This window comes from Psychrobacillus sp. INOP01 (assembly GCF_018140925.1).
Classification (GTDB): Bacteria; Bacillota; Bacilli; order Bacillales_A; family Planococcaceae; genus Psychrobacillus.
In genome coordinates this window covers 3,203,770-3,228,034 of the sequence record NZ_CP073315.1, presented here as the reverse complement: position 1 = coordinate 3,228,034, position 24,265 = coordinate 3,203,770, and the positions used below count along the sequence as shown (strand labels likewise).

Here is a 24,265-nt window from a genome sequence, read left to right as displayed (position 1 = left end):
TTTGTTTTAAGAACTAGAACATGTTAAGTTGATGATATTAGCTGTTAACTAAAGGAGTAAATAAATGATTATAAAAAAAATTAATTTGCGCCATTTGAAAATGAAGATGAAAAATCCTTTTGTCACTAGCTTTGGAAGTATGCAGGAAAAAGAGTTTTTCTTACTAGAAGTATTCGATGAAGATGGGAATTCTGGTTGGGGCGAATCTGCCGCTTTCCAAGCACCCTGGTATACAGAAGAAACAGTTCAAACCACCTTACATATGATTAGAGACTTTTTAATACCACTAATATTGAATAAAGAAATCAATCATCCTGATGAAGTTAGTGAAATTTTTTCCCCGATTCGAAAAAATAATATGGCTAAGGCTGCTGTTGAAGGGGCTATTTGGGATTTATATGCCAAACGAACGAAACAGTCCCTAGCTCAAGCTCTTGGTGGAGTTACCGAGAAAATTGAAGTAGGCATTAGCATAGGGATCCAGTCGAGTACAGATAAGCTATTAGAAATAGTACATCATTATATTGAAGAGGGTTACAAACGCATAAAGGTGAAAATTAAACCTGGATATGATATCGCAGTGATTCAAAAACTTAGAGAAGCGTTTCCTTATTTCCCTCTTATGGCAGATGCGAATTCTTCCTATACATTAGATGATATAGTGCTATTAAAACAACTCGATGATTATCATCTAATGATGATTGAACAACCTCTTGCAAGTGACGATATTGTCGATCATGCCAAGTTACAACAACAGGTGAATACTCCCATTTGTTTGGATGAAAGTATACTCTCTGTAGAAGATGTACGAAAAGCTATTGAGCTTGGTAGCACAAAAGTAATTAATATTAAAATTGCTCGTGTTGGAGGTCTTACCGAAGCAAAGAAAATACATGATTACTGTAAGGAGAAAGGAATTCCTGTTTGGTGTGGTGGAATGTTAGAGGCTGGTATCGGGCGTGCTCATAATATTGCCCTAACTTCCCTTCCAAATTTTATACTTCCGGGTGATACTGCGGGGTCTTCTCACTATTGGGAGGAGGATATCATTTCCCCGGAAATAGTTGTGAAGGACGGTTTTATAGAAGTACCGAAAGGCAGTGGAATTGGCTTTGAGCCGAATATGAAAGTAATAGAACGTTATTCATTGGGTACAATAGTATTTGAATAGACTAGTGCTAATTTCGCGGTCATTTTATATCAAAGAAACTCAAGCATCCTTTTAGGTCAAAACCTGTTTCAAAGGTGACCTTCAGCAGGAATGGCTCATCGCTCCGCCTGTGGACCGCGTCCACCTGAAACTAAATCGGCAGTATTATTCATTTGTTCAAGTACAACGAACCCAGTGTTCCTGCAACATTTTTATATAATTTCTTGCTTTTTAAAAAAGCTCAGACGTTATGTCTTAGCCTTTTTATAAAATCTAAATTGGTACTTTTACAAAATCTTGAGCTGGTGCATTATTGACTTTTGTTTCTAGCTCATTAATTTTCGCTTCCAAATCCTGTAATAGCACATCATCTTCAACATTTTCTATTTTATTCATTAATTCTTTGAGTATGTGTAATTTTGCTACTGCCCTATTAGTCTCTCCATCATCAAGCTTTGCTTCAACATGCTTAATACCAGCATAAATTGTTAAGGGTAATCGCAATTCTGCAATTTTCTCTTTTGCTGGTGCCTTATAGGTTGCTGCTAATTTTTCTTTGTTATTTTCACCTTCTACTTTATTGAATATAGAAGTTCCCTTTAATGCTTTATTTAGCGAGTAATAGTTTGCTGCCAAATCGTCCCAATTTAAATTAGCTTTAGCTATTTCGACACCTGCTATCACTGGCAATATATTATCTTTACCATAAGCATCTGCCTCAGCATAAGTCACTATAGAATTTTTCGGATTCATGTCAGTCTTCTTCTGTTGTTTAACATCGTTGTTCTGCTTTTATACATAATTCATATTTTTCACATTTACAGATTGCTTATCTTTAATATCCCTATTCTCGTTCTTAACATTTGCACGATTATGTCTATCACTCGATTTTCCCCATTTTACATTGTTATTATTATGTCTTTCTTGCTTATGATGATTCTTATCCATCATCCGATGAGATTGTCCTCTTTCTTTACCGTGATTGTTTCCATATGCATCTCCTACTAAAGGGGTTCTCAAAATACCGGCAGATAGTAAAACTGTTGCTGCAGTAACTTTTAGTCCGTTATTCTTCATAAAAAATTCCTCCTCCTTCGTAAGTAAATGGGAGTGTAAGCACATTCCTCGTCCTAATAAAATTTCCATATTTTTCTTCACGTAAAGAAATAACCTGTGCTTAGTCACTAACTACCCAAGGCTCATTTGGATAAACTGCATTAAAGAAACCGTAACAACTCGGTAATAATCCATAATACAAAGTACTACTATTACTTGCTCTATAACTACTTTAGAATGCAAAGTGTTATAATTGAAACTTTTCATTCGATGCTATATGACAAAATAAAAGGCTTTTGTTACAAGGTTAGATATTATGTAGAAATATATGATATAATTTAGGCATTCAAACAGAGATAGGAGCATTACAATGTTAAAAGATATTTTTATGGCTTTGTCGGAGAATCAAGTACTAAATGGTGCGGCAAAAAAATATGGTTTAAAAATGGGTGCACAGCATGTTGTTGCTGGAACTAACATTGAAGAAACAATAGAAAGTATTAAAAAACTGAATGCAATGGGTATCTCTTGTACAGTAGATAATTTAGGGGAATTTGTTTTCGTAAAAGAAGAAGCATTAGCTGCTAAAGAACAAATTATCGCAGTAATCGAAGCAATTGAGGAGCATCAAGTAGATGCACATATTTCCTTAAAACCATCACAACTTGGTTTAGATATTGACTATGACTTTGCTTTAAACAACTTAAAAGAAATTGTAGAAATCGCACATAAATATGGTACGTTCATCAATATTGACATGGAATCAACCAAACATTTACAACCATCATTTGATATTTTGGACGAGCTTTCCAAAAACTATGATAACGTTGGAACCGTTATTCAAGCATACTTCTACCGTGCAGTTGAAGACATTCAAAAGTATAAAAACTTCCGTCTACGTATCGTAAAAGGAGCTTATAAGGAGCCTGTTGAATACGCATACCAAACAAAGGAAGAAATTGACAAAAACTATGTAGAGCTAATAGAATGGCATTTATTAAATGGTAAATTCACTTCTATCGCTACTCATGATCATAATGTGATTAACCATATTAAACAGTTCATCAAAGACAATAATATTCCTTATGATAAATTTGAATTCCAAATGTTATACGGTTTCCGTACAGAAATGCAACAGCAACTTGCAAAAGAAGGTTATAACTTCTGCACGTATGTACCATTTGGTCAAGACTGGTATGGATATTTCATGCGTCGCCTAGCAGAGCGTCCTGCCAATATGAACTTAGTTGTAAAACAAGTTTTCAATAAAAACACTAATACAATGATCGGTCTTGCTGCTGGTGCATTTGCACTTGGTCGTTTAACAAAACGGAATAAACGTAAATAAAGTGAAACTTCAATCAGTGGGGGTCTTCTTCATCCCCCACTGATTGTTAATTTCACCATTCGGGCTTTTACGGGCAGTTATCTCCCACTTATGCTATGTTGCTTGAACCAAGCACTTGAAGTGGGAGACATACTGCCCGTTAATGCGGGATAATTACTAAAAACCGCACTTTCCATTTAGGGAAGTGCGGTTTTTATCTAAATATTGTTAGTACAAGTTGTGATGCAAAATAATAAACACCTCACTCTACGGGGAATGTATAGAGTGAGGTGTATTCATTTTACTTAACTATTTAGTTAATATTACGTAATTTAAGGTTGGTTGCCCTAATATAGTTCCCCTGTTTACTATTTTTTTGCAATATTCATTTGTTATTTCTATCATATAGAAAGTAAATGAGAATTTCTGGAGAGATAAATTAGAATTTGATGAGAGTATTTACTCCAATGTAATCGAAAGTACTTTTCCAGATATCGCATGTACTTGCACAGTTGCTTTTGATTTCTTCTCTTTGGATGATTCTATTCCCATAACAACTAAGTAATAGCCTCCTTCATTTGTTCGAATAAAGGTATTACTTTCCATTACTCCTTTTTGATATGCAAGAGCAAGCTTAATAGCCTCTTCTGCAGTAATGAGAACAGTAGCGTTTTTCTCTAGATCCTCACTCTTTTCCTCTGCTTTGATTGAGATACTCTCTTTGGAGGATTGCGATTCTTCAGATTTAGGTACTTCTGCTGCTTCTGCTTTAGGAGTATCTGCTTTTGTTGGTTCTACCGTTAAAGATTCAAGCTTCTCAGGTTCGACATTAATTGGAGCGGATTCATTTGCTGCTTTGGAAACTTCTGCTTTTGCTATTTCTTCTTTTTTTACTTCGTCTACTTTTTTCTTGTCTTTAATAGCTGTTTCTGTTTTGTTTTCTTCTTTTTTTAACACGTCTTTAATAGCATCTTTAATGACTTTTTTAATAGGCTTCTCTTCTGCTTTTTCTTCTTTTTTAGAAGTGGCATCTTTCTTCGTTTTATTCTCCGTGTCTTTAGGTTTTTCAACGACTTTTACTTTCTCGGAAGATTCTTTTGGTTTTTCTGTGACAACCAATTTAGACGCTCCATTATTACTTTTTACTTTGTCTTCTGGGGAGGGAGTTTTTGTTGGACTATTATCTGCTACTTCATTGGTTATTTCTTTTGATACAAAGGGTACTTCTTCTATGATGAACTCATCTGTGTGTTCTAACGATTTAACATCTCCAGTGGCGGCATTCATTTCGACCAAATACACTTCTCCACTCTTAGCGATAATCGCCTCGTAGACATCTTCATTTTTCTTCACTTCTGCTACTTCTGCGTCATACATTTGCTCAAGTTGGGAGCGGACGTTGTTTTCTGTTATAGATATATGATTAGCGTCAACGGTATTCACTATAAATACAATTACTATAGTACCGAATGTAGCGAGACATACGAATGCAAATTTGTTCATTTTTGTATACCTCATTCACGCATCCCTCCTTCTATTCATCTTAAGTGACGAACATTAAAAATCGGTGAGAATTTGATTAGAAGGAAGAAAAATATGGATGGTTGTACCAAATCCTACCGTACTTTCAATTGATATTTTTGCTGAAAGTCGATCTGCAATATCTTTTGCAATAGCCATCCCAAGTCCAGTGCCACCAGTTTTACGGTTTCGTGCTTCGTCCACGCGGTAAAAACGATCAAAAATTCGATCCAAGTCTTTTTTGGAGATACCGTTACCATAATCCATGATTGAGATAGTTGTTCCTTCCTCATTTTCTGAAATAGTAGTCTTTATTTCTTTTTCACTATATTTTCGTGCGTTATCCAAAATGATAAAAAGCAACTGTCTCAATTGCTCTGTATCAGTATTCACATAAAAAGGACCCTCACCTTTTAATAAAAAATTTCGATCATAAGCAATTCGCATTGACCGTAAAGTTTCTTCGATTAATATTTGCACATCAATCAATTCATAACGATGTTTTTGTTTTCCGTTACTATTTGCTAGAAATAGCATTTGAGATACCATTTCTTTCATTCTGCTCGTTTCATTAATGATGGCACGGACTGATTCTTCCGCAATTTCGATATCACTAAATCCATGTCGAGACAGAAGTTTTGCGTAGCTTTCTATAACGGTTAATGGTGTTTTTAATTCGTGCGAAGCATTAGACACGAACTGCTCTTGCTTTTTATAATTTTGCTCCAGCTGCTCCATCATTTCATTAAAAGCTATACCCATTTGAGCCATTTCATCTTTCCTATTTGGTCGAACTGCTATCTTTTCATATTTACCAGAAATTCTACTATGAGACATAGTATGTATTAATTTATTGATTGGCTTTGTAATAATTTTCCCTAAAGTTATGCTCGAAGCAGTCATCAATAACATCCCGATAATGGTTACGCCAACTAAAATAAGACGAAGGAAATCTAAATTATTTCCTACATCCAATAATTGTTTCATGGTCTGTACTTTTACTACTTCCCCGTTCGGCCAAATAACTGGTTTACTTATCGTTAAAACAGGTGTACCCTCAAGCGTTCCAACAGAGTATGGTTCACCAACTTCAAAATGAGGTTGGTAGGAAGTCATTTCCTCCATTGTTTGAACAACTAATTGTAACTCTCCTTGACTATCTAGGACTCGTATCCCTCCACTTGGAGGTATATATGTCCGTAAAATTGTGGCAGGATCATCTTCTTTTTGCATCTTACTTAATGCTCCAATCAGTTCATCTACATCGGAGTTAAGCTGATTGTATTCCGTATCAAAGGCCATTTCTTCAAATAAAAAATATACACCTATATTCATTAACCCCATAATTATGAGCGTCAATAAGGTAGAAAATAGATGTATTTTCGTTTTAAGTTTCATTCTTTTGCTCCTTCAACACATATCCGACACCGCGTACTGTTTGTATAAGTGTTGATTGCTGGTTTTCTTCTAACTTTTTTCTAACATAACGAATATAAACATCTACAACATTCGTATCTCCATAATAATCGAATCCCCACACAGCATCCAGGAGCTGCTCTCGTGTCAACACTTGGTTAGGATGCTTCATCATATATAACAATAAATCATATTCTCGAGGTGTCAGATTAATAGACACTCCAGAATTAGTAATTTCACGTGTTTGCTCGTTCAATAAAAGCGACTCAAACACATGTACACTTTCATCATGAACTGGTACTGATGTTGGTGATTTAGCAAAACGAATTGCCGAACGTACGCGAGCTAGCAATTCTTCAATTTCAAAGGGTTTAGTCACATAATCATTCGCGCCAAGGTCCAAACCAGTTACTTTATCTTCTGTATTATTTTTTGCCGTTAACAAAATAACAGGTGTTTCATCCTCTGTAGTACGAATTCGCCTTAAAACATCCAACCCATTTAATCCAGGAAGCATTAAGTCGAGTAAAACTAAATCCCATTTTTGCTCTCTGTATTTGATCAAACCATCTATTCCTGTATATGCAATATCCACAGCGTATCCCTCAAACTCTAGTTCTAACTGAAGAACACGAGCAATATTTTTTTCATCTTCTACAATTAACACCTTGTCCTTCATGGAAACACTCCTTTTTCCCTAGTTTATCATACAATATGAGGCGGGAGCAGTTTCTAAAAAAGAGTTTAATAGGAGAAAACTAATCCTGCTCTAGAATATATTAAAAAAAGATATACGAATAGAATTTTATTTTGAAGGTTATTTATCGAGGGAAACTAAATTTTGATAGCGTTTTTGAATCGGGAATGGAATTGTTGTTTATAATAATGAATTGTGACAATTGTTGTTTACTCTATTTTATTATATGGTGTTGTCAATGTAGAGGAGGCGAAGTTCCTATGGGAAATATGAGAAAGGTTTGGCAACCAGAAATTTTTTATCATATTACGATGCGCGGTAATAACAAACAACGTATTTTTATAAGTAAAGGAGATTTCAATTTCTTTACCCATACCCTTCAACAAGCAAATACAATTTACTCCTTTACGATCATTGCATATTGTTTTATGAACAATCACTATCATTTACTTATACGTTCTCCTCGAGTGCCACTTTCTGAAGTGTTGATTTTTATCAATCAACAATACTCCAATTACTTTAAGCGTAAGTATAAATTCGTTGACCAATTATATGAAACTAGATATTACACTAATATGATTTCTGATCCGAAGGAGTTATTAAAAGCGAGCAAGTATATACACCAAAATCATCTTTATACACAAAGAACAATTTTAGGCAAATTAGAGAATTACCCGTATAGCTCCTATCCATTTTATGTGGATGAAAAAAAGTATAAACCTTCTTATATAAATACATATTTACTACCTTCTTTGATCAAAAAATATCCTGAATTAAAGATGGAAAATTATAATATGTACTGCGAGAATATTGAAATGGAAGTAGAAAAATCCTCCCATAATCAATATAGTTTGACATGAGGAGGATTTCTTCAATCAATCATTATGCTATTGTCTCGGCAGATGGGACTAGTTCGATAGCACGGGCAGTCATTTTACTTGCCTCTACAAAAGCATTAAAAATCGGACGTACTGTATCTACTTGTTCTTCCATCATTTCGGGATGCCATTGAACGGCTACAACAAATCGGTTTGGCTCTTCCCATTCCATTCCTTCTATAATTCCATCAGGAGCAGTCATCGTCGCTTTAAAACCTTTACCTAGCTCTTTTACTGCTTGGTGATGAAAACTATTTACTCTCAGCTCATCACCTTGAAAAATATCAAATAATATAGAGCTAGTTTCAATTCGAACTGGATGAAATGCATGATGTCTAATTGATTTTGGTACGGAATGGTTGATCCCGTCTGGTTTTTGAGACGCTAAATCTTGGTAAAGTTTCCCTCCAGTTGCTACCGTTAGCAACTGCATTCCACGGCAAATGCCAAGTACCGGAATGTTCATTTCCGATAAAACTTTACGAGCTAGACAAACCTCATGGAAATCCCTCTTTGGTTCAATAGCTCCTAAGCCAAACTTCGGATATTCTTCGTATAAATGTGGATCTATATCAGAACCGCCAGAAAATAATATCCCATCCAACTTTTGAAGTAGTGGAGTCAAAGTTTCTATATCTTTTGTGATAGGCAAAATAACCGGAACCCCTCCAGCTCTTTCAATAGCTACAATATAATCATCTGCTAGCAACTGCCATTCCTGATCTTTTGCACCGATGCCCGCTGTAATTCCAACTGTGTCGTCTGATAAGTAGTTAGCACATATACCAATTAGTGGTTTCATAGTTATTCTCCGTTCTGTCTAAACAAAATGATCGCCTCTCGGTGAAGAGAAGCGACTAGTAAAATATTATTTTTCTAACTCAACAACCCAGCCAAATGGATCTTCGATAATGCCACGTTGAATTCCAGTTAACGTATCATATAATTTTTGGGAAAGCTCTCCTGTTTCTCCGTTATTCACGTAGAATAACTCACCCTTCCAGCGTAATTCTCCGATTGGTGAAATAACAGCAGCAGTACCAGTTCCAAAAGCTTCTTCTAGTTTACCTTTTAAGTAAGCTTCACGAATTTCTTCCATGGAAACTTTACGTTCTGTTATTGGAACACCCCAGTACTTTAATAATTCAATGATAGATTTTCTCGTAATGCCATCTAAAATACTACCATTTAAAGCTGGAGTAACTACTTCCCCATCAATTTTGAAAAACACATTCATGCTTCCAACTTCTTCAATATATTTTCTCTCTAGTCCATCTAACCACAGAACCTGAGCGTATCCTTCACGATCAGCTACTTCCTGCGCTTTTAAGCTTGAAGCATAGTTACCTGCAGTTTTAGCAGTTCCTGTACCACCAGCAACTGCTCGAACATATTCACTTTCCACTAATATTTTCACTGGATGAATACCTTCTTTGTAATAAGAACCAACTGGTGACATGATAATGATGAAGCTATATGTTTTAGAAGCTGATACCCCAAGATGTGCTTCCGTTGCAATCATAAAAGGTCTGATATAAAGGGATGTTCCTGGATCTGTAGGTATCCACTCTTTGTCTAGCTCAATTAATTGTTTTAAAGCTTCAATAGCTAATTCTTCTTCTATTTGTGGCATGCTTAGACGGTCTGCCGAACTATTCATACGTTTCATGTTTTGTTCTGGTCGAAACAATCGAACAATTCCATCTTCCGAAAGGTAAGCTTTCATACCTTCAAAAACGGTTTGTCCGTAATGTAATATTGATGCAGATGGATCTAATGTAATTGGCTGATAAGGGACGATACGATGATCATGCCAACCTATTCCTTCTGTGTAATCAGCGATAAACATATGATCTGTAAATTTCGTTCCGAACACAAGTTGATCTGCTGGTGTTTTCTCATTCTTAATTTCATTTTTTGTAGTTCGAATTTTTAAATTATTCATAGTGTGTTTCCCCTATCAATTAATATTAGTAAATTGCAACAATTTTAAGTGTGCAATATATTATATGCAATTATACTACTTTTACGAAAATTAGAAATACCTTTTTAAAATTATTTTCGAAAAATTTTACACAATTTCGATTTTTACTACAAAATTTCCAATTCTTATAACAAACATAGAATTTTAGTCGATATAACGTCTAGGACTATTTATAAAATTATGAGGAGGAGAAAATTTGTTCAAGAAGTTATTATTTATTCCAATTCTGTTTCTGTGCACTTTACTTATTTTACCATCCGAAACATTTGGAGCAACACTTGTTAAAGGAAACTTTGAAAATGTCACTTTTGAGACTATCGAGCAGAGCGATGGCTCATATCAAAAAAATCTCAAGTCAATTACCATTAAAAATAAAAAAAATAATAAATTGACACTTAAAATCGATAAGTATACAAGACTTTCAGTAAATTCTCTTCCAACATCTATTGATGCTTTTAAAATAGGCATGGAACTTGAAGCAGATGTTAACTTAGGCAAGGTAGTAGAACTTCGTGGTACATCATATGTATCTCAACAAAATACAGATGCAATAGGCAAATCATTTTCAGGAACAATAAATAGAATTGACAAAAAAGGAACCTTTCTTTCCGTTAGATTAGATAATGGAATCTCTAAAACTTACTATATCAATGACGACACAGAATTTTATAAAGATACAAAAATGTCCGATCTTAGTGTTTTGTATGAAGGGGATCGAGTAAAATTAAAAATAGACGAATATGACTCTAGAATAATTACATCAGTAGATATAAACACCCAAGGAGAGGTTATAGAAAATCTGTATAAAGGAAAAATACAGAAAATTGATCCTATCCAAAACAAATTAATCGTAAATGATGAACAAATTTTTCGGGATTGGAAGTGGCAATCGCAAATTTCGATAGATAATACTGCTAAAACTTTCACCGATAAAACTCCGATATATGTAGGAAACAAGCAAATTAAACAGGATCAATTACGATACTATACATACGATGATGTTTACTATGTTACTGTAAAGCAATTTGGAAAAGAAGTAATACAAAAGATGGTTATTAAACGAAATAATGAACGCACATATTACGAACCAATGACTTCTATTAACACTTCTATCAAAAAAATAGGTTTAAGAAATGTAGGTTTATTACCTTATCATGACGGTTCCATTCTTATCAGAAATGGAAGATTAGTTGATTCTTATAGTCTACAGTCAAGTGGAACTGCTTTTGTCGTGACTGACGGACCAAGCACTAGCAAATATGCAAATGTTATTCATATTACTAACGATGGTTTTATGAGTCCTAACCTTGCAGATCACACCGTTTATTTCGGTAAAATTGCTTTTACTGGAACGTACAATTTAACTATTAACAATGCAAAAAAATTATCCAATAACTATTGGTCAAATGTTTCAACGACAGCACTTAGCTTTAGTGATGACACTTATGTGGTGGAAGACTTTAGACGTTCCACACTAAAAGTAGTTCCTAGAAACGAAATCGATGAGAGAGTTGGGAAATATGGGTACTTTTACGTAAAGAACAATCAAATTATTTCTAGCCATATCGTAGGAAGCTCATCACCTATTTCGAATTTAGTTTCTGTCGGTCGTTTAGAAAGCACAACGGGTGGAACAACTATTCGTGTCCAAAACGTTAGTCAGTGGCAAAATGGTATATGGAAAGAGGCAGGAAAAATATACAACATGAATATAGAACAAGCTACTATTATTAAGGAAGGAAAAGTAATTTCTGTTAATGACTTAAAGCCTAATGATAGATTGTTTATAATTCATGAATCGATTATTAAAAGTCGACTAATTTTTGTAGATTAATAGCGATCGACATATAGCGTTACTAAGCTATATGTCGATTGAACTTTAACATGAGATGAGGGTTTACAATTAAAAAGAAATCAATCATTAAACGGATATCTGTCTCTTTGGCAGCGATAATTTTTTCACTAGTTTTCTTTAATACAGATACAAAGGCAAAGGCGCCTGGCTTTAACGGGGGTGTGTTAAACGAGTATACGTATGAAGAGGCTTTCTTCCTTTCTGGAGCTCCTATTAAATTTAGTGGAAAAGCTACTATTTCAGAGCGAGCAAGTAAAAACCTGATTACAACTACATACAAGTTCAATCTATCTAATCCCAATGGGGACAAACTAACTAGAAGCGTCTCATACGTTTCAACATTAGAAGCACATTTAGACAAAGGCCAAACTACTTCAAATACATCAATAAAAAGCTACTCAGAAAAAGTAACAATTGGTGGAGATACTTATACGTTAGATGACTATCAGTTTTCTCAAGCATCTGTAATTGATAATCGTCCAGCAAGTGATTACTATTCTGGGAATGTAGTAGGAAGAAAAATATATCTTAAAAAAGCAAAGGGAGCTAAAAGTACAGAAACTATCACCGTGTTTTTAAACGGAAGAGATGTGGGCTATAAAAACTTCTGGGGAGCAACTGAGACACAGCTACTAGATTTTGAGATAAACACAAGCAAAGGCACTGCATATGTAACAAGTAAGGTTTCTGATAGCAAATCACGAACACTTCAATATGAGCCTAATACTCCCTCCTTCTCTAGCTTCGTTGGAGGCCATTCTGTTATTAGCTCTAGTAATATGATTTCTGAATACAATTATGATATTCCGTTTGCAACTAGTAATAAAAATTCCAAGGGAGTTTTACATCTCAATCAAGTTAATGTCCCAAAAATCGATCGTCTAATTGTACCGAAATTTCGTGACTTATCGAATCATTGGGCTAAGAGTGATATAGAGAAGTTATATTCATTAGGTATTTTTGATGAAGCAAGTCAATTTTTTTCTCCCAATACTCCAATGGTGAGATACCAATTTACAGTAGGCGTGTTAAAGGCTGTTAACTTACGAGTTTTTGAAGAACCTCAAAAGAAAACAACTTCGAAAAAGGCTATTTTTGCCGATCTTGATCCTAAACATCCTGATTATCCCTACATTGAAAGTGCTGTTGAAAAAGGGATTATTAATGGAGTTAATCCTAACGCATTTGGTCCGAACCAACCAATTAAAAGGGCTCAAGCAGTAGCGATTCTTGTACGAGCTCTAGGAATGGAAGGACGTGCTCCTAGTCCAGGATTCTCTACTAACTACTCTGACGATAAGATTATACCTGCCTATGCCAAAGATAGCGTGTATGTTGCAACAGAGCTAGGGCTTATTAATGGAGATGAGAAGAACCGTTTCAATCCAAATCAATCTCTTACAAGAGCCCAATCTTCCGCAATGATTTCTAGATTTTTAACCTTCTTAGAGTCTGATCTAAAACAAAATTATCGTGATGACATGCTCTTCTTTGACTGATAGAAAGGAACGATTAGATGAAAAAAACTACTTTGCGGTCATTACTACTGTTTATTGTTTTGTTTCTAACAATTCCATTAACACAGGAAAGTACAAGTGCTGCTAGTTTATACAAAGATATCAAAAATAATTTTTGGGCATATCCATCGATAGAATGGGCAAGTAAAGTTGGTATTATGCAGGGTTATCCTGATGGAACTTTCGGTCCTCAGAAAGAAATCACAGAATCTCAGTTAGTTTCCGTACTATCCAAATTTGATACTTCCTATAAGGCAATCTCACCTTATGTGGCTAAGAAAAATGAAGATAGTGCATCTGGATATTATCGATATTTCAAAAGTAAAAATATGCCAGTAAATGGGTATACTAATACACAAGTTAGAGGAAAAGCGGTAACTAGAGGTCAATTTGCACGAATTATTGCTGCTATTGACGGTTATGACCTCACAGAAACCTATGCTGTCCAATATTTATACACGCAAAATTTATCAACTGGAACAAATGGTAAAAAAACATATGAGGATTTTAAACCTTCGCGCACACTGACCCGTGTAGATGCAACTGTCTTTCTAAATAGAATTGCAAAACGAGGAACCTTCAGTATTAAAGGTCTACGTAATGCTCCTGCTGGCAAGGACAATGTAGCAAGTGAATTGCCTACTGATTTTCCGGATGGAGGAACTATAGTTTTTCCATCACCAGATTATGAAGAACCTGAAAAAACACCATCTTCTAATCATGATGCGCGTATTGCAAGTCTGGATATTGAATCTCCTACACTTATCGCAAACGGTGTAGATACGTCATTTGTCACGTTAATATTAAAGGACTGCTATGGAAATAATATTTCTTACGATGAATCTATCCCATTTGTAATTACATCCAAATCTGGAGCAGTTATTACCAATGAAAAAGGTGGAAAGGTTTCTGGTTCCCCTATTTTATACACGGATGGAGCTGATTTAACTGCAGAGATTACAGCAATAAAATCAACTAAAACTGTAATTGATACAATTTCCTTTAAAGTTAGTGACAACAGAAGCAATAATTTAAACATGTCCTGCTATAGAACACCGGTTAACGTAAATATTACCTATGCACCACAAGCAGAATTACGTATTGAGCATGCAGTTGAAAATAATGATAAAGATGGATTAGTAACTATAAAAGCCACTATTGTCCTTCCCGGTGGCCAAGTAATTTCAGATTATAAAGGGAAAGTAGTCTTCACTTCATCACAACTTTCTTTTGCAAATAAAGAGGTAAGCTTTGTAAACGGCGTTGCCCGTACTAGCGTCAGTTCTTACACCTGGGGGGACTTCTCCTTTAGTGCAAGAATTTCTGAGAAGGATCCAAGATACTCAAGCGAACTATCTTCAGTTGTAAATAAGACACATAGTCATCAGATTCAAATCGATCGTCCGCTCACGACAGACTATAGCTGTCCACGAAATTTTGAAGTTGGTTTTATTATAGATTCCTCAGGTAGTATGAAAAGAAGTGACCCCGAACGATTTAGGGTGTCTAAATCACAAAAGTTCATTTCAGCTCTTAGTGCTACCACAAATATTGGTGCCCATTTTGACTCTAAAGGACACTTTTTAGCGAAGGGATCAGCTAGTTATGTAGGTTCTACTTTTGTAAATGTTGGTCAATCTGGTGGTACTAATATTGCAGATGGATTAGAAGTAGCAATTAACAAGTTTTCAAATGACTCTACACCAAAAATTGCTATATTATTAACAGACGGAAAATCTAACACTAGTAAAATACTTTCATCACTTCAAAAAGCAAAAGATAAAAATATAAAGATATTCACTATTGGACTTGGTTCCGTAAGTCAATTAAATGAACCTTTATTGGAACAAATTGCAAATAGCACTGGTGGAAGTTATTATCACGTAGAAAAAAATGTAAATCTTGCCGGTACTTATCAATCTATTCTGGATGAAGTCACCTGTGAAACACATCCACCTGGTTGCTCAAATTATAACCAAGGATTTATCTCACCGACGATAAAGTCCACACAATCAAACTTTTATATGAATACATTTATTGATAAGAGTTGTGGGGATGTGGAGAGAGTTATTGTACGATTTTCTTCTTTAGAGGGTGATATTGATTATGAACTAATTTATCGGGGACAAAACTATTTTGCTCTTGAAAAAAAATTAGATGAAATTATAGATCTTTCCCTCTTCTCGGAAGGAATGTTTATAAGCTATGATGCATCTGGCAACCTCGTTGGAACAAAAGAAGTAACCATTAAGTAGTGAAAATTCAATCATTGGGTGCGTCATACCTACTGATTGGAAACGAAACCATAGTGGGTATTACGGACAGTGAGACCTCCAACTGCTTCTTTAAGCGAGAGTCTTCCTTAATGTGTGATTATTTTTCCGAACTTAAAACCGATTCTAGTGAAAACTAGAATCGGTTTTTGCTTTTGTTATAAATGTTACTATATCTTTATACTATGGATTTCATCGCTTCTTTTGTTCTTTCCCTTAAGTAATAACCCGCTCTTCTCATAGATTCCTCAGTAGAAATTGACGTATTTGCAATACTTACAAGTTTTGAAAAACAGCTAGATAGGTCGGAAATACTTTCTGGCTCGATATATCCGGAGATTAAAATAACCGGTATCCCATGTTTCTTTGCAACATTGGCAATACCAATAGGCGCTTTTCCAGAAAGTGTTTGTTGGTCTGATTTACCCTCACCCGTTATGATGAAATCGGCATCTTCGATTAGCTTTTGAAAATTTGTTGCTTCCATCACAACTTCAATGCCCGGCTTTATATGAACCGGAAAGAATGCTAGAAACGCTCCACCTAGACCACCAGCTGCACCAGCTCCGGATAAGTTGTGTAACGAAATGTTCGTGACTTCTTCTATTTTATTTGCTAAATGTGCTAGATTCTCATCTAACTCTTTTACTATATCTGGTGTCGCTCCTTTTTGTGGCCCGAATACTACTGTTGCACCGTTTAATCCTACAAAGGAGTTATCCACATCTGACGCAATGATAAAATGGCATTCCCTTATCCTTATATCAAAGACTGTATCATCGATTCCATGTAATTCGCTTAAAGACTTAGGTTCTAGAGGAAGTTCTTCTCCGTTTTTACTTAGGAATTTCATGCCTAGAGCACGCAGCATCCCTGTTCCTCCATCATTTGTTGCACTACCCCCAAGTCCTATTATGAACTTCTTATATCCCAGGTTAAGTGCATGAAGAATAAGTTCCCCTGTGCCAAACGTGGATGCAGCTAATGGATTTTTCTCGTCATCCTTTAAAAGAGTAATACCTGAAGATTTCGCCACTTCTATCACACAGGTCTCTCCATCGCCAAGAACTCCATACTCCACTTGTATTAGACGACCTAGCGGATCATGTACCTCGGCTTGGATAGTACTTCCGCCCGTTGCCGAAATAAGTGTTTCGAGCGTCCCCTCACCCCCATCTGCAATAGGAAGTAATACAGTTTCGATGGACGGATTAATTTCTTTGATGGCATTATCAATCTCATGAGCTGCTTCTAAAGCAGATAAAGAACCCTTAAAGGAATCAGGACTAATAACAATTTTCATAAAATCACCCTCGCATTTTCTATTTGGTATTTTAAAAAAAAAAACGAAAAAAAAAGATGCCCAGTCCTTTACGTTCAAAATCTATTTCTATCGTTTTCGAAGTGCTTCGGACAGACAGGTCGCTACATTATTACCGAGTGTATTTTTAAAGAGGCTGGTCGTGACGTCCGTCGCGCCTGTCTCTTCTTGTAATTTTATGGTATTTGTCTGTCCGTCGCCCTTCTATAACTCTTAGAAACAGGTTAGTGCATTTTTGTATTATTCATTCTTTAAAGTCTCATGAACCCAATATTCACAAGACACTTTTATATACTTTCTTATCTTTTAAAAAAACCGTTTCAGCGCATTGCTGAAACGGTTGATAATTTAGGATTATTTGTTTGCTACTGTTACCGTCGCTACTCTTTTAGCACCAACGTATTTTTTACCCCAGTAATAAGGGTCATTTAATTTATCGACGCGAACGCCTTTAGATGTTGAAGCATGGATGAATTTACCGCTACCTATGTACATTCCAACATGTGATACGCCTTTACCAGATGTATTGAAGAAAACTAAGTCTCCCACAGCTAAATTTGCTTTATTTACCGTTTTTCCTGAGTTGTACATTCCTGCTGCAGTTCTTGCTAAGTAAATTCCTTTACTTTTATAAACGTATCCGATATAACCTGAACAATCAAAACCTGTCTTCGTTGTTCCACCATAACGATATTTAATTCCTACTAAACTTTTCGCACTTGATACTATTTCATTGGATGCTACAGTGCTTGCTGCTTCTGTATTTCCTGCAAATGTTCCCGCGGCTAAAACTACAGTTAAACTAAAGATTGTGATGATTTTCTTAAACAATGAAGTCAAAATTTATGTTCCTCCAAGATGTGTATTGAAAAATTCGATTTAATATGTTTTCTGAAAATTTCTCTATACCCATACTATCACCTTTTAAACTAAAGTAACTTTACAGTTGTGTAACAATAATATTACAGACTTTCTCATTATAAACTCACTAAGTCCAATAATTTCGTTATCTTAAAGAAAGTTCTAATTAATGTTACAAAACGTTACAATATATTTCTGTAAACAATATTTCGATAACTAACAAAAATAACTAAGTCTAAAGGATATAACTTGGAAGTAAATTAGTCACATATTCGTGTTATTTCCATTTATAAAACTGTATCTTTTTTACCTCTTTTTATGGTATAAATGTGTATATAAGTTTTATGGAAAGTTAGACAGGAGAGAATTTAAAATGAAAAATACCCTAACAGTGCATTTAGGGATGATTATTGTTGGAATCATTGCTTCTATGCTGTTAATCACTTCGGTTGCTACATATAATACTGCGTATGACGAACTTTATAAGGCAGCTGGTATTGAAGCTTATGGGTGTGCAAATATTACTACTGGATTGATCCAACCTGATGATGTTAAGAAGATCATTGCAGGAGATTCATCAGCCATTGATAAGGTAGGGGAGCAACTAAATTGGACTACCGCACACAAAGATATATTTGAAACGCAGTATATTATAGATTTAGATGGTAAATTACTCGCTATGGATGACAACTTAAAGGAAGATGGCTTTAAAGCTGGAGATCAGTTTTATATAGATAAGGAAGCCATTGCGATGTTAGTAGAAATGAAACATTCTACGTATTCAGATGCTTATGAGTTTGCTGGCTTAGAAAGACTTTCTGGCTATGCACCAATTTTTGAAGATCATGACCCTTCTAAAGATATAATAGCTATTAGCGTCATTGATTTTGATGCATCTATTGTTACAGATCGCACTTGGGATGTTGTTAGTGGAGGAATACTTATTAGCCTTATTCCATTAATTTTAGCATCATTAATTACAATATATTTAATAAGAAGAAAAACAAAGCCGCTTTCAGCACTTATTGCACACGCAGGTGAAATTGCAAAAGGTAATTTAACTGTCAAGGACACGCATTTCACAAGTAAAGATGAGGTTGGAGATTTAAGTAGAACATTAAATACATTAGCGTCGAACCTACGAGATATTATAGGAACGATTCAAACAACTTCCGTTCAATTAACTAATAATGTCGAGAACAATTCTATTTCACTAAACGAAATGAAAGATGCAGTGCACCAAGTATCAACTAATATGAGTGAAACCGCCGCATCAATATCCGACGGAACGATAACGGCTGAACGTTCCTCTAATATTTTACAAAACCTAGCACAAGGGTTACAAAATTCTAAAGACCGTGCAGATACAACTGTGATAAATTCCAAAACAACTATGCACACTGCCGAAGAAGGGCTGACTCGTGCAAGTGAGATTAGTCGTGACATGGATAAAATCAGATCTGCCTCCATTGAAACTAGTGAGACAATAGGACGTCTCAATGAAGCTACTACACAGATTCAACAAATTACGGGCTCCATCTCAGCAATTGCTGCTCAAACTAATTTACTAGCACTTAACGCTTCAATTGAAGCAGCTCGCGCAGGTGAACATGGAAAAGGATTTGCAGTAGTCGCGGAGGAAGTTAGAAAACTAGCTGAACAATCAAATACTGAAGTAGAGCAAGTAGAATCAATTATTAAAGACATTACAGAAAGCATTAAGCTAGTAGTAGATTCTACAAAAGAAAGTACGAAGTTAATCGAAACGGGCTCTTCGACTGTTCTTCAAACATCTCAATCATTAAGTGATATTTCTACAGCAGTTGCAAAAACAGTTGAAGAAATCTCCATGATTTCAGAATTGACTACTACAGAAGCAGACAATTCGAAACAAGTCGTAGAGTTGATCAATCACCTTACCGAATCGATTAGAGAGATTGAACAGGTTACTACATCTATTTCAGCAGCAACAGAACAAACGACAGCTTCGATTGATGAAATTGCAAACCGTTCTAATGAAACAAATGATATTGCTCATCAATTAAATCAAATTGTAGGTAAATTTAGGCTTTAGTAAATAGTAAAAAGGAGCAACTCTCTAACTAGAGAACTGCTCCTTTTTCTTATTAGTGAATTCCGTGTGCTACCATTGCGTCTGCCACTTTAAGGAATCCTGCTATATTTGCTCCTATCACCAAATTACCTGGATGTCCGTAACTTTCTGCGGCATTATAACAGCTAATGTATATGTTCTTCATTACCTGCTTTAACTTTTCATCTACTTCTTCAACCGTCCACGATAACCGCATACTATTTTGTGACATCTCCATTGCAGAAACAGCTACTCCGCCCGCATTTGCTGCTTTAGCTGGGCCAAATAATACACCATTTGCTTGGAAGGCAAGAATAGCCTCTTCTGTGCAAGGCATATTAGCACCTTCCCCTATTGCCCGCACCCCATTTTGTATTAACATAATGGCATCGTCTTTTTCCATTTCATTTTGCGTGGCGCAAGGTAGAGCAATATCACAAGCAACCGACCAAATGTCCGTGCAACCATCATGATAAACTGCATCTTTATGAACCTTTGTATACTCTTTAATTCTTTTACTATCAAACTCTTTTAACTGTTTTATCGTTTCTACATCAATACCCTTAGGATCGTATATATATCCATTAGAATCACTACATGCCAGCACTACTGCACCAAGCTCAATCGCCTTCTCCATTGCGTAGATTGCTACGTTGCCGGATCCAGAGACAACTACTTTTTTCCCTTCAAAGCTATCATTTAATGACTTCAACATTTCTTCAACAAAATAGACTGTGCCGTAACCTGTAGCCTCTTTTCGACCGAGACTCCCTCCGTGATTTGGATCTTTTCCAGTAAATACACCCGCCTCATAGCCGCCTTTTAAACGATTATACTGGCCGAACATATAACCTATTTCTCTCTTCCCAACTCCAATATCTCCAGCTGGCACATCCATATCAGGCCCAATATATTTGCTTAATTCGGTAATAAAACTTTGCGTAAATCGCATAATTTCACGTTCTGACTTTCCTTTTGGATTAAAATCAGATCCACCTTTACCTGCGCCAATCGGCTGTCCCGTCAATGCATTTTTAAATGTCTGCTCGAAGGCCAGAAATTTCATAATACTACTGTTTACTGTCGGATGGAAACGAATTCCGCCTTTATAAGGCCCTAGGCTATTATTAAACTGTACTCGAAAACCACGATTGACCTGAACCTTTCCAGTATCGTCTTCCCATGCAACTCGAAATGTAATTACTCGATCTGGCTCCGTAATACGCTCTAAAATTCCATTATGTATATATTGTGGGTTTTTCAAAAATACCGGCCGCAGTGAATCAAAAATTTCACGCGTTGCCTGTAAAAATTCTTTTTCCCCTTGATTTCTTTCCTTTACCAGTTCGTATACTTCATGCACATAGTCATTCGCTCTGTTTTTATGTTCCGTATTATTTCTTGTTGTTATTTCCATTCAATTACTCCTATCGTAAAAAATTATTAGTTTCATTATCTCCAAAATACTATTTATATTCAACATATTTATAAACAAAAAGTTATTAAAATACAAAATAGTCTTATAATTTTCACATTTATGAATACTGAGATGATATACTTTTTAACCTACTCTCGAAAGTAAGTCATCATTCCGAGCAAGTAAATTCCTTTTTAACGCAAGTGATCGACATTTCGGTAAAACAAAGAAAGACTTCCCACTTTAGGAAGTCTGGTTCTATGTATTTAATATAAACTTTTAATCAATGTTTCTAACATTATTGGCATCTCTACAAATGCACTGTCTACATGAAGTCGCTCCGTTTTTTGATGAGCATCCTTACCGAATGGTCCAACATTCAGGACAGGTCCTTTTAACTTCGCCATGTCGTTAAATGGAATATTGTAGGTGTCTCCCCATACTGGTGTATTATTTTCAAAAGCAGTCCATCCCTTACCTTCGTCCACATAGTTCACATAACTTAAATCGCAAATTCCATTGAAATAATGGATTTGATCAATTTTATTATTAAACGATAAGCCTGATTGCTTCATCAATTTCACCGCATCTCTAATCAATGGATCATTGGAAGTGTTAACTGCTGGGTAATAAGGTGGCGCGAAAAGGATAACTGTTGCTGGTGCTAATTCCTGACATTGGATCATTAGATCATCTACAATACGAAGCGATTTTTCTCGGTCATCCCATTCCTCGTTTTCCAGTGTTTGTTTTTTAAGCTGTTCTACTTGGACTGTTCCTAATTTCTTATTTGCGTATGCTAGTAGTTCTTCATAGCGTATAACTTTTACCTCCCCTACGCCCGTTACCTGCTCACGCTCACAAATCATAGAATAATTTTCGTTCAGTGCATGCATTGCCTCTTCTGCAACTTGCTCGAACAAATTCATCACTTCCGAAGCAGTACGCTTCAGTAAAAACACATTATATAAGGCAACTGCACGATACGGTGTTTGAGTAGAATAAGACAGTTTTAAGTCCTTCTGCTGCAATGAAACAGGCAGAGGCGTACTTTCTCCTAGATCCGTCTCGCGGAATAGAGTATTCCACTCCATTCGTTGCGTTAAAAAGGATGCAATATAATTGGCAGTCATACCCTTCATAGGCTCTCCCACATGTGTTTCCTTCCCGTAAAACAAAGCTGCAGGCATGATTTTACCGATTGTACCTGTATAAATATATTCTGCAATGTCAGTAGGATTTTGAGAAAATGATGGCTCACTATTTAAAAATAGCTTGTACGTTAATCCGAACTCTTCACGAATACGCACTAGGTGAGTGACTGCAGCACGCATACCAGCTGAATTGACTTCTTCATCCGGAACAGTTGTCAAAATAAGATTGATTGGCCATTGTTCGACACTTGCTTTTTCTATAAGCTGCATATGTAACGCAAGCCCCATCTTCATATCCATTGTGCCGCGTCCAAACAAATACTTACCCGTCTCCAAATCAGTACGAGCACCTTCTGGCAATTCTTCTGGATTCTCCATTAACTTTTTTGTTAACTCCTCAGGAAAATAAGCAAGCGGCTCCAAAACACCGTACTCCTCCGTCTGAACCGTATCAAAATGGCTGATAAGCACAATCGTCTCTGTCGCTTCTGGGTGTTTATACAAGGCAGTTACTACTTGTCTACCAAGTCCCGCATCATGCATTTGTAATAGGCTCGGATGATCTTGAAAATAACGTAATTCTCCAAGCTTCTGTACTAATTTAGGGGCAAATGCTCGCTCCCCCTCTGTTAATGTAATACTATCCCAGCTAACCAATTCGCATAACAAAGCCCGTAGTTTCTCAGGTGTATCCCATAATTTACTCATAATTGTTTCTCTCCAATCCCATCATCCTATTAACTATCTATTTAAAATATAGGGGCTCACCCATAAACTGTCAATCTATTTAGAATTTTTATTAATATAACTTATTAATTATACTACTTCACATCAATTAATTGTTGATTCTATCTAGATATGTCGATCATAATAGAAGTCTGACTGATAAATTTGTAATAATAGCTCGTATTCTAACCTACTTATAATTTATTCCAGAAAATAGAAAGTTAAAGCATCGGAAATATCGGTACCACATAAATCATTCCAACTACCACTTACCTCTATTTAACTACCGCATTAACACTTCCAACGACCACATAATTCCCCTTAACCAACACTTAAAAGTTTCCCGCTGCTCCAGAGACCATAATTAATAAGAAAAACAAGGCAAATAGATGATCGGTCCTTTAAGGTCAAAACCTGTTTCTACCGTTTTCAATAGGCTTTGAATAGACTAGTTGCTATATTATAACCGAATGATTTTTTTGAGAGGCTGGTTGGTTGTGACGTCCGTCAAAACCAACCAGCACCCTTTTTTTCGGTAATCTTATGGCGTTTGTCTATCCGTCGCTCCCCTACAACGCTTAGAAACAGGTAAGTGCGTTTATGGATAACTAGAGAAAAGTTACTTTCCTATTCAATGAGTAAGCTCTCGAAGATCAATTTTCGTTCGCTATTTCGCTTCTTTATGAGTCAAACACTTACTATTTCTTTATGTTTCCACTAGTATAAAAGAAAAAGAAAATCTGCTTGCTTCCTCTATCATTGGATAATCGCATTTCTAATTCAAAAGCGATTACAAATAATTTGATTACTCTCTAAAATTTGACCAATCTTATCATCTAAGCGATAAGCTATACTAAATCATATAGTGGAGTATTACAAACTAATTGGTTGTAGTGAAAGGTGGCGACTCCGGCAGGATGAGTGAGACAGATGAACCATCACAGGCGAGCGCGGAGCGTCGGTGATGGTTCATCACTCACCCTGCGGAACGCGTCCACCCGAAACGGAAATCAGCAGTAC

The 24,265-nt window shown here is 35.8% G+C and carries 18 protein-coding genes; 7 read left to right on the top strand and 11 right to left on the bottom strand.

Annotated elements, in window-relative coordinates; all coding sequences use genetic code 11:
* Positions 1 to 64 precede the first annotated feature (64 nt).
* Positions 65 to 1,171, top strand: a complete 1,107-nt coding sequence (gene menC, locus KD050_RS15855; RefSeq protein WP_211893300.1) for an o-succinylbenzoate synthase — start codon at positions 65 to 67, stop codon at positions 1,169 to 1,171.
* 252 nt (positions 1,172 to 1,423) lie between these two features.
* Here menC and KD050_RS15850 read toward each other — a convergent pair whose 3' ends face one another.
* Positions 1,424 to 1,903, bottom strand: a complete 480-nt coding sequence (locus KD050_RS15850; protein ID WP_211893299.1) for a hypothetical protein — start codon at positions 1,901 to 1,903, stop codon at positions 1,424 to 1,426.
* 39 nt (positions 1,904 to 1,942) lie between these two features.
* A complete protein-coding gene (locus KD050_RS15845; protein ID WP_211893298.1) occupies positions 1,943 to 2,227 on the bottom strand; it encodes a hypothetical protein in 285 nt (94 codons plus the stop codon).
* Positions 2,228 to 2,576: 349 nt separating this feature from the next.
* Here KD050_RS15845 and KD050_RS15840 point away from each other — a divergent pair, with 349 nt between their 5' ends.
* On the top strand, positions 2,577 to 3,554 hold the full coding sequence (locus KD050_RS15840; RefSeq protein ID WP_211893297.1) for a proline dehydrogenase family protein: 978 nt from the start codon (positions 2,577 to 2,579) through the stop codon (positions 3,552 to 3,554).
* A gap of 438 nt (positions 3,555 to 3,992) precedes the next feature.
* Here KD050_RS15840 and KD050_RS15835 read toward each other — a convergent pair whose 3' ends face one another.
* The 3 genes from KD050_RS15835 to KD050_RS15825 are packed head-to-tail and all read right to left on the bottom strand — an operon-like array spanning position 3,993 to position 7,149.
* Complete coding sequence (locus KD050_RS15835; protein ID WP_211893296.1) at positions 3,993 to 5,051, bottom strand: hypothetical protein; 1,059 nt, start codon at positions 5,049 to 5,051, stop codon at positions 3,993 to 3,995.
* 39 nt (positions 5,052 to 5,090) lie between these two features.
* Positions 5,091 to 6,452: a sensor histidine kinase gene (locus KD050_RS15830; protein WP_211893295.1), complete on the bottom strand. Its 1,362-nt coding sequence runs from the start codon at positions 6,450 to 6,452 to the stop codon at positions 5,091 to 5,093.
* Positions 6,442 to 7,149 carry a response regulator transcription factor gene (locus tag KD050_RS15825; RefSeq protein ID WP_211893294.1) on the bottom strand — a complete coding sequence of 236 codons (708 nt, stop codon included), beginning with the start codon at positions 7,147 to 7,149 and terminating at the stop codon, positions 6,442 to 6,444. Before KD050_RS15825 ends, KD050_RS15830 begins: the two co-directional genes overlap by 11 nt.
* Positions 7,150 to 7,427: 278 nt before the next feature.
* Between KD050_RS15825 and KD050_RS15820 the strand changes: the two genes are divergently transcribed.
* Positions 7,428 to 8,027 (top strand): transposase, encoded by a 600-nt coding sequence (locus KD050_RS15820; RefSeq protein ID WP_211893293.1) that lies wholly within the window; start codon positions 7,428 to 7,430, stop codon positions 8,025 to 8,027.
* A 22-nt stretch (positions 8,028 to 8,049) separates the two neighbouring features.
* On the opposite strand, the gene KD050_RS15815 is transcribed toward KD050_RS15820, so the two are convergent.
* Together KD050_RS15815 and KD050_RS15810 are read right to left on the bottom strand one after the other, a co-directional pair.
* The gene (locus tag KD050_RS15815; RefSeq protein WP_211893292.1) at positions 8,050 to 8,847 is read right to left on the bottom strand and encodes a gamma-glutamyl-gamma-aminobutyrate hydrolase family protein; all 798 of its coding nucleotides are present in this window, start codon (positions 8,845 to 8,847) and stop codon (positions 8,050 to 8,052) included.
* Between the two features lie 66 nt (positions 8,848 to 8,913).
* Positions 8,914 to 9,990, bottom strand: coding sequence for a branched-chain amino acid aminotransferase (locus tag KD050_RS15810; RefSeq protein ID WP_211893291.1), 1,077 nt, complete (start codon positions 9,988 to 9,990; stop codon positions 8,914 to 8,916).
* A gap of 235 nt (positions 9,991 to 10,225) precedes the next feature.
* Between KD050_RS15810 and KD050_RS15805 the strand changes: the two genes are divergently transcribed.
* The 3 genes from KD050_RS15805 to KD050_RS15795 all read left to right on the top strand — a co-directional run bounded on the left by KD050_RS15805 (position 10,226) and on the right by KD050_RS15795 (position 15,656).
* A complete protein-coding gene (locus KD050_RS15805; RefSeq protein WP_211893290.1) occupies positions 10,226 to 11,863 on the top strand; it encodes a hypothetical protein in 1,638 nt (545 codons plus the stop codon).
* Positions 11,864 to 11,970: 107 nt separating this feature from the next.
* Positions 11,971 to 13,383 carry an S-layer homology domain-containing protein gene (locus KD050_RS15800; RefSeq protein ID WP_211893289.1) on the top strand — a complete coding sequence of 471 codons (1,413 nt, stop codon included), beginning with the start codon at positions 11,971 to 11,973 and terminating at the stop codon, positions 13,381 to 13,383.
* A 17-nt stretch (positions 13,384 to 13,400) separates the two neighbouring features.
* Complete coding sequence (locus KD050_RS15795) at positions 13,401 to 15,656, top strand: S-layer homology domain-containing protein (protein WP_211893288.1); 2,256 nt, start codon at positions 13,401 to 13,403, stop codon at positions 15,654 to 15,656.
* Between the two features lie 196 nt (positions 15,657 to 15,852).
* On the opposite strand, the gene KD050_RS15790 is transcribed toward KD050_RS15795, so the two are convergent.
* Both KD050_RS15790 and KD050_RS15785 read right to left on the bottom strand, forming a co-directional pair.
* Entirely contained in the window at positions 15,853 to 16,977 is a 1,125-nt protein-coding gene (locus KD050_RS15790; protein ID WP_211893287.1) for a glycerate kinase, read from the bottom strand.
* A 372-nt stretch (positions 16,978 to 17,349) separates the two neighbouring features.
* A complete protein-coding gene (locus KD050_RS15785) occupies positions 17,350 to 17,835 on the bottom strand; it encodes a C40 family peptidase (protein WP_235753835.1) in 486 nt (161 codons plus the stop codon).
* Between the two features lie 394 nt (positions 17,836 to 18,229).
* On the opposite strand from KD050_RS15785, the gene KD050_RS15780 reads away from it, so the two are divergent.
* Positions 18,230 to 19,930, top strand: a complete 1,701-nt coding sequence (locus tag KD050_RS15780; RefSeq protein WP_211893286.1) for a methyl-accepting chemotaxis protein — start codon at positions 18,230 to 18,232, stop codon at positions 19,928 to 19,930.
* Positions 19,931 to 19,982: 52 nt separating this feature from the next.
* On the opposite strand, the gene gdhA is transcribed toward KD050_RS15780, so the two are convergent.
* A complete protein-coding gene (gene gdhA / locus KD050_RS15775; RefSeq protein WP_211893285.1) occupies positions 19,983 to 21,365 on the bottom strand; it encodes an NADP-specific glutamate dehydrogenase in 1,383 nt (460 codons plus the stop codon).
* A gap of 266 nt (positions 21,366 to 21,631) precedes the next feature.
* A complete protein-coding gene (locus KD050_RS15770; protein WP_211893284.1) occupies positions 21,632 to 23,227 on the bottom strand; it encodes a M20/M25/M40 family metallo-hydrolase in 1,596 nt (531 codons plus the stop codon).
* Positions 23,228 to 24,265 lie beyond the last annotated feature (1,038 nt).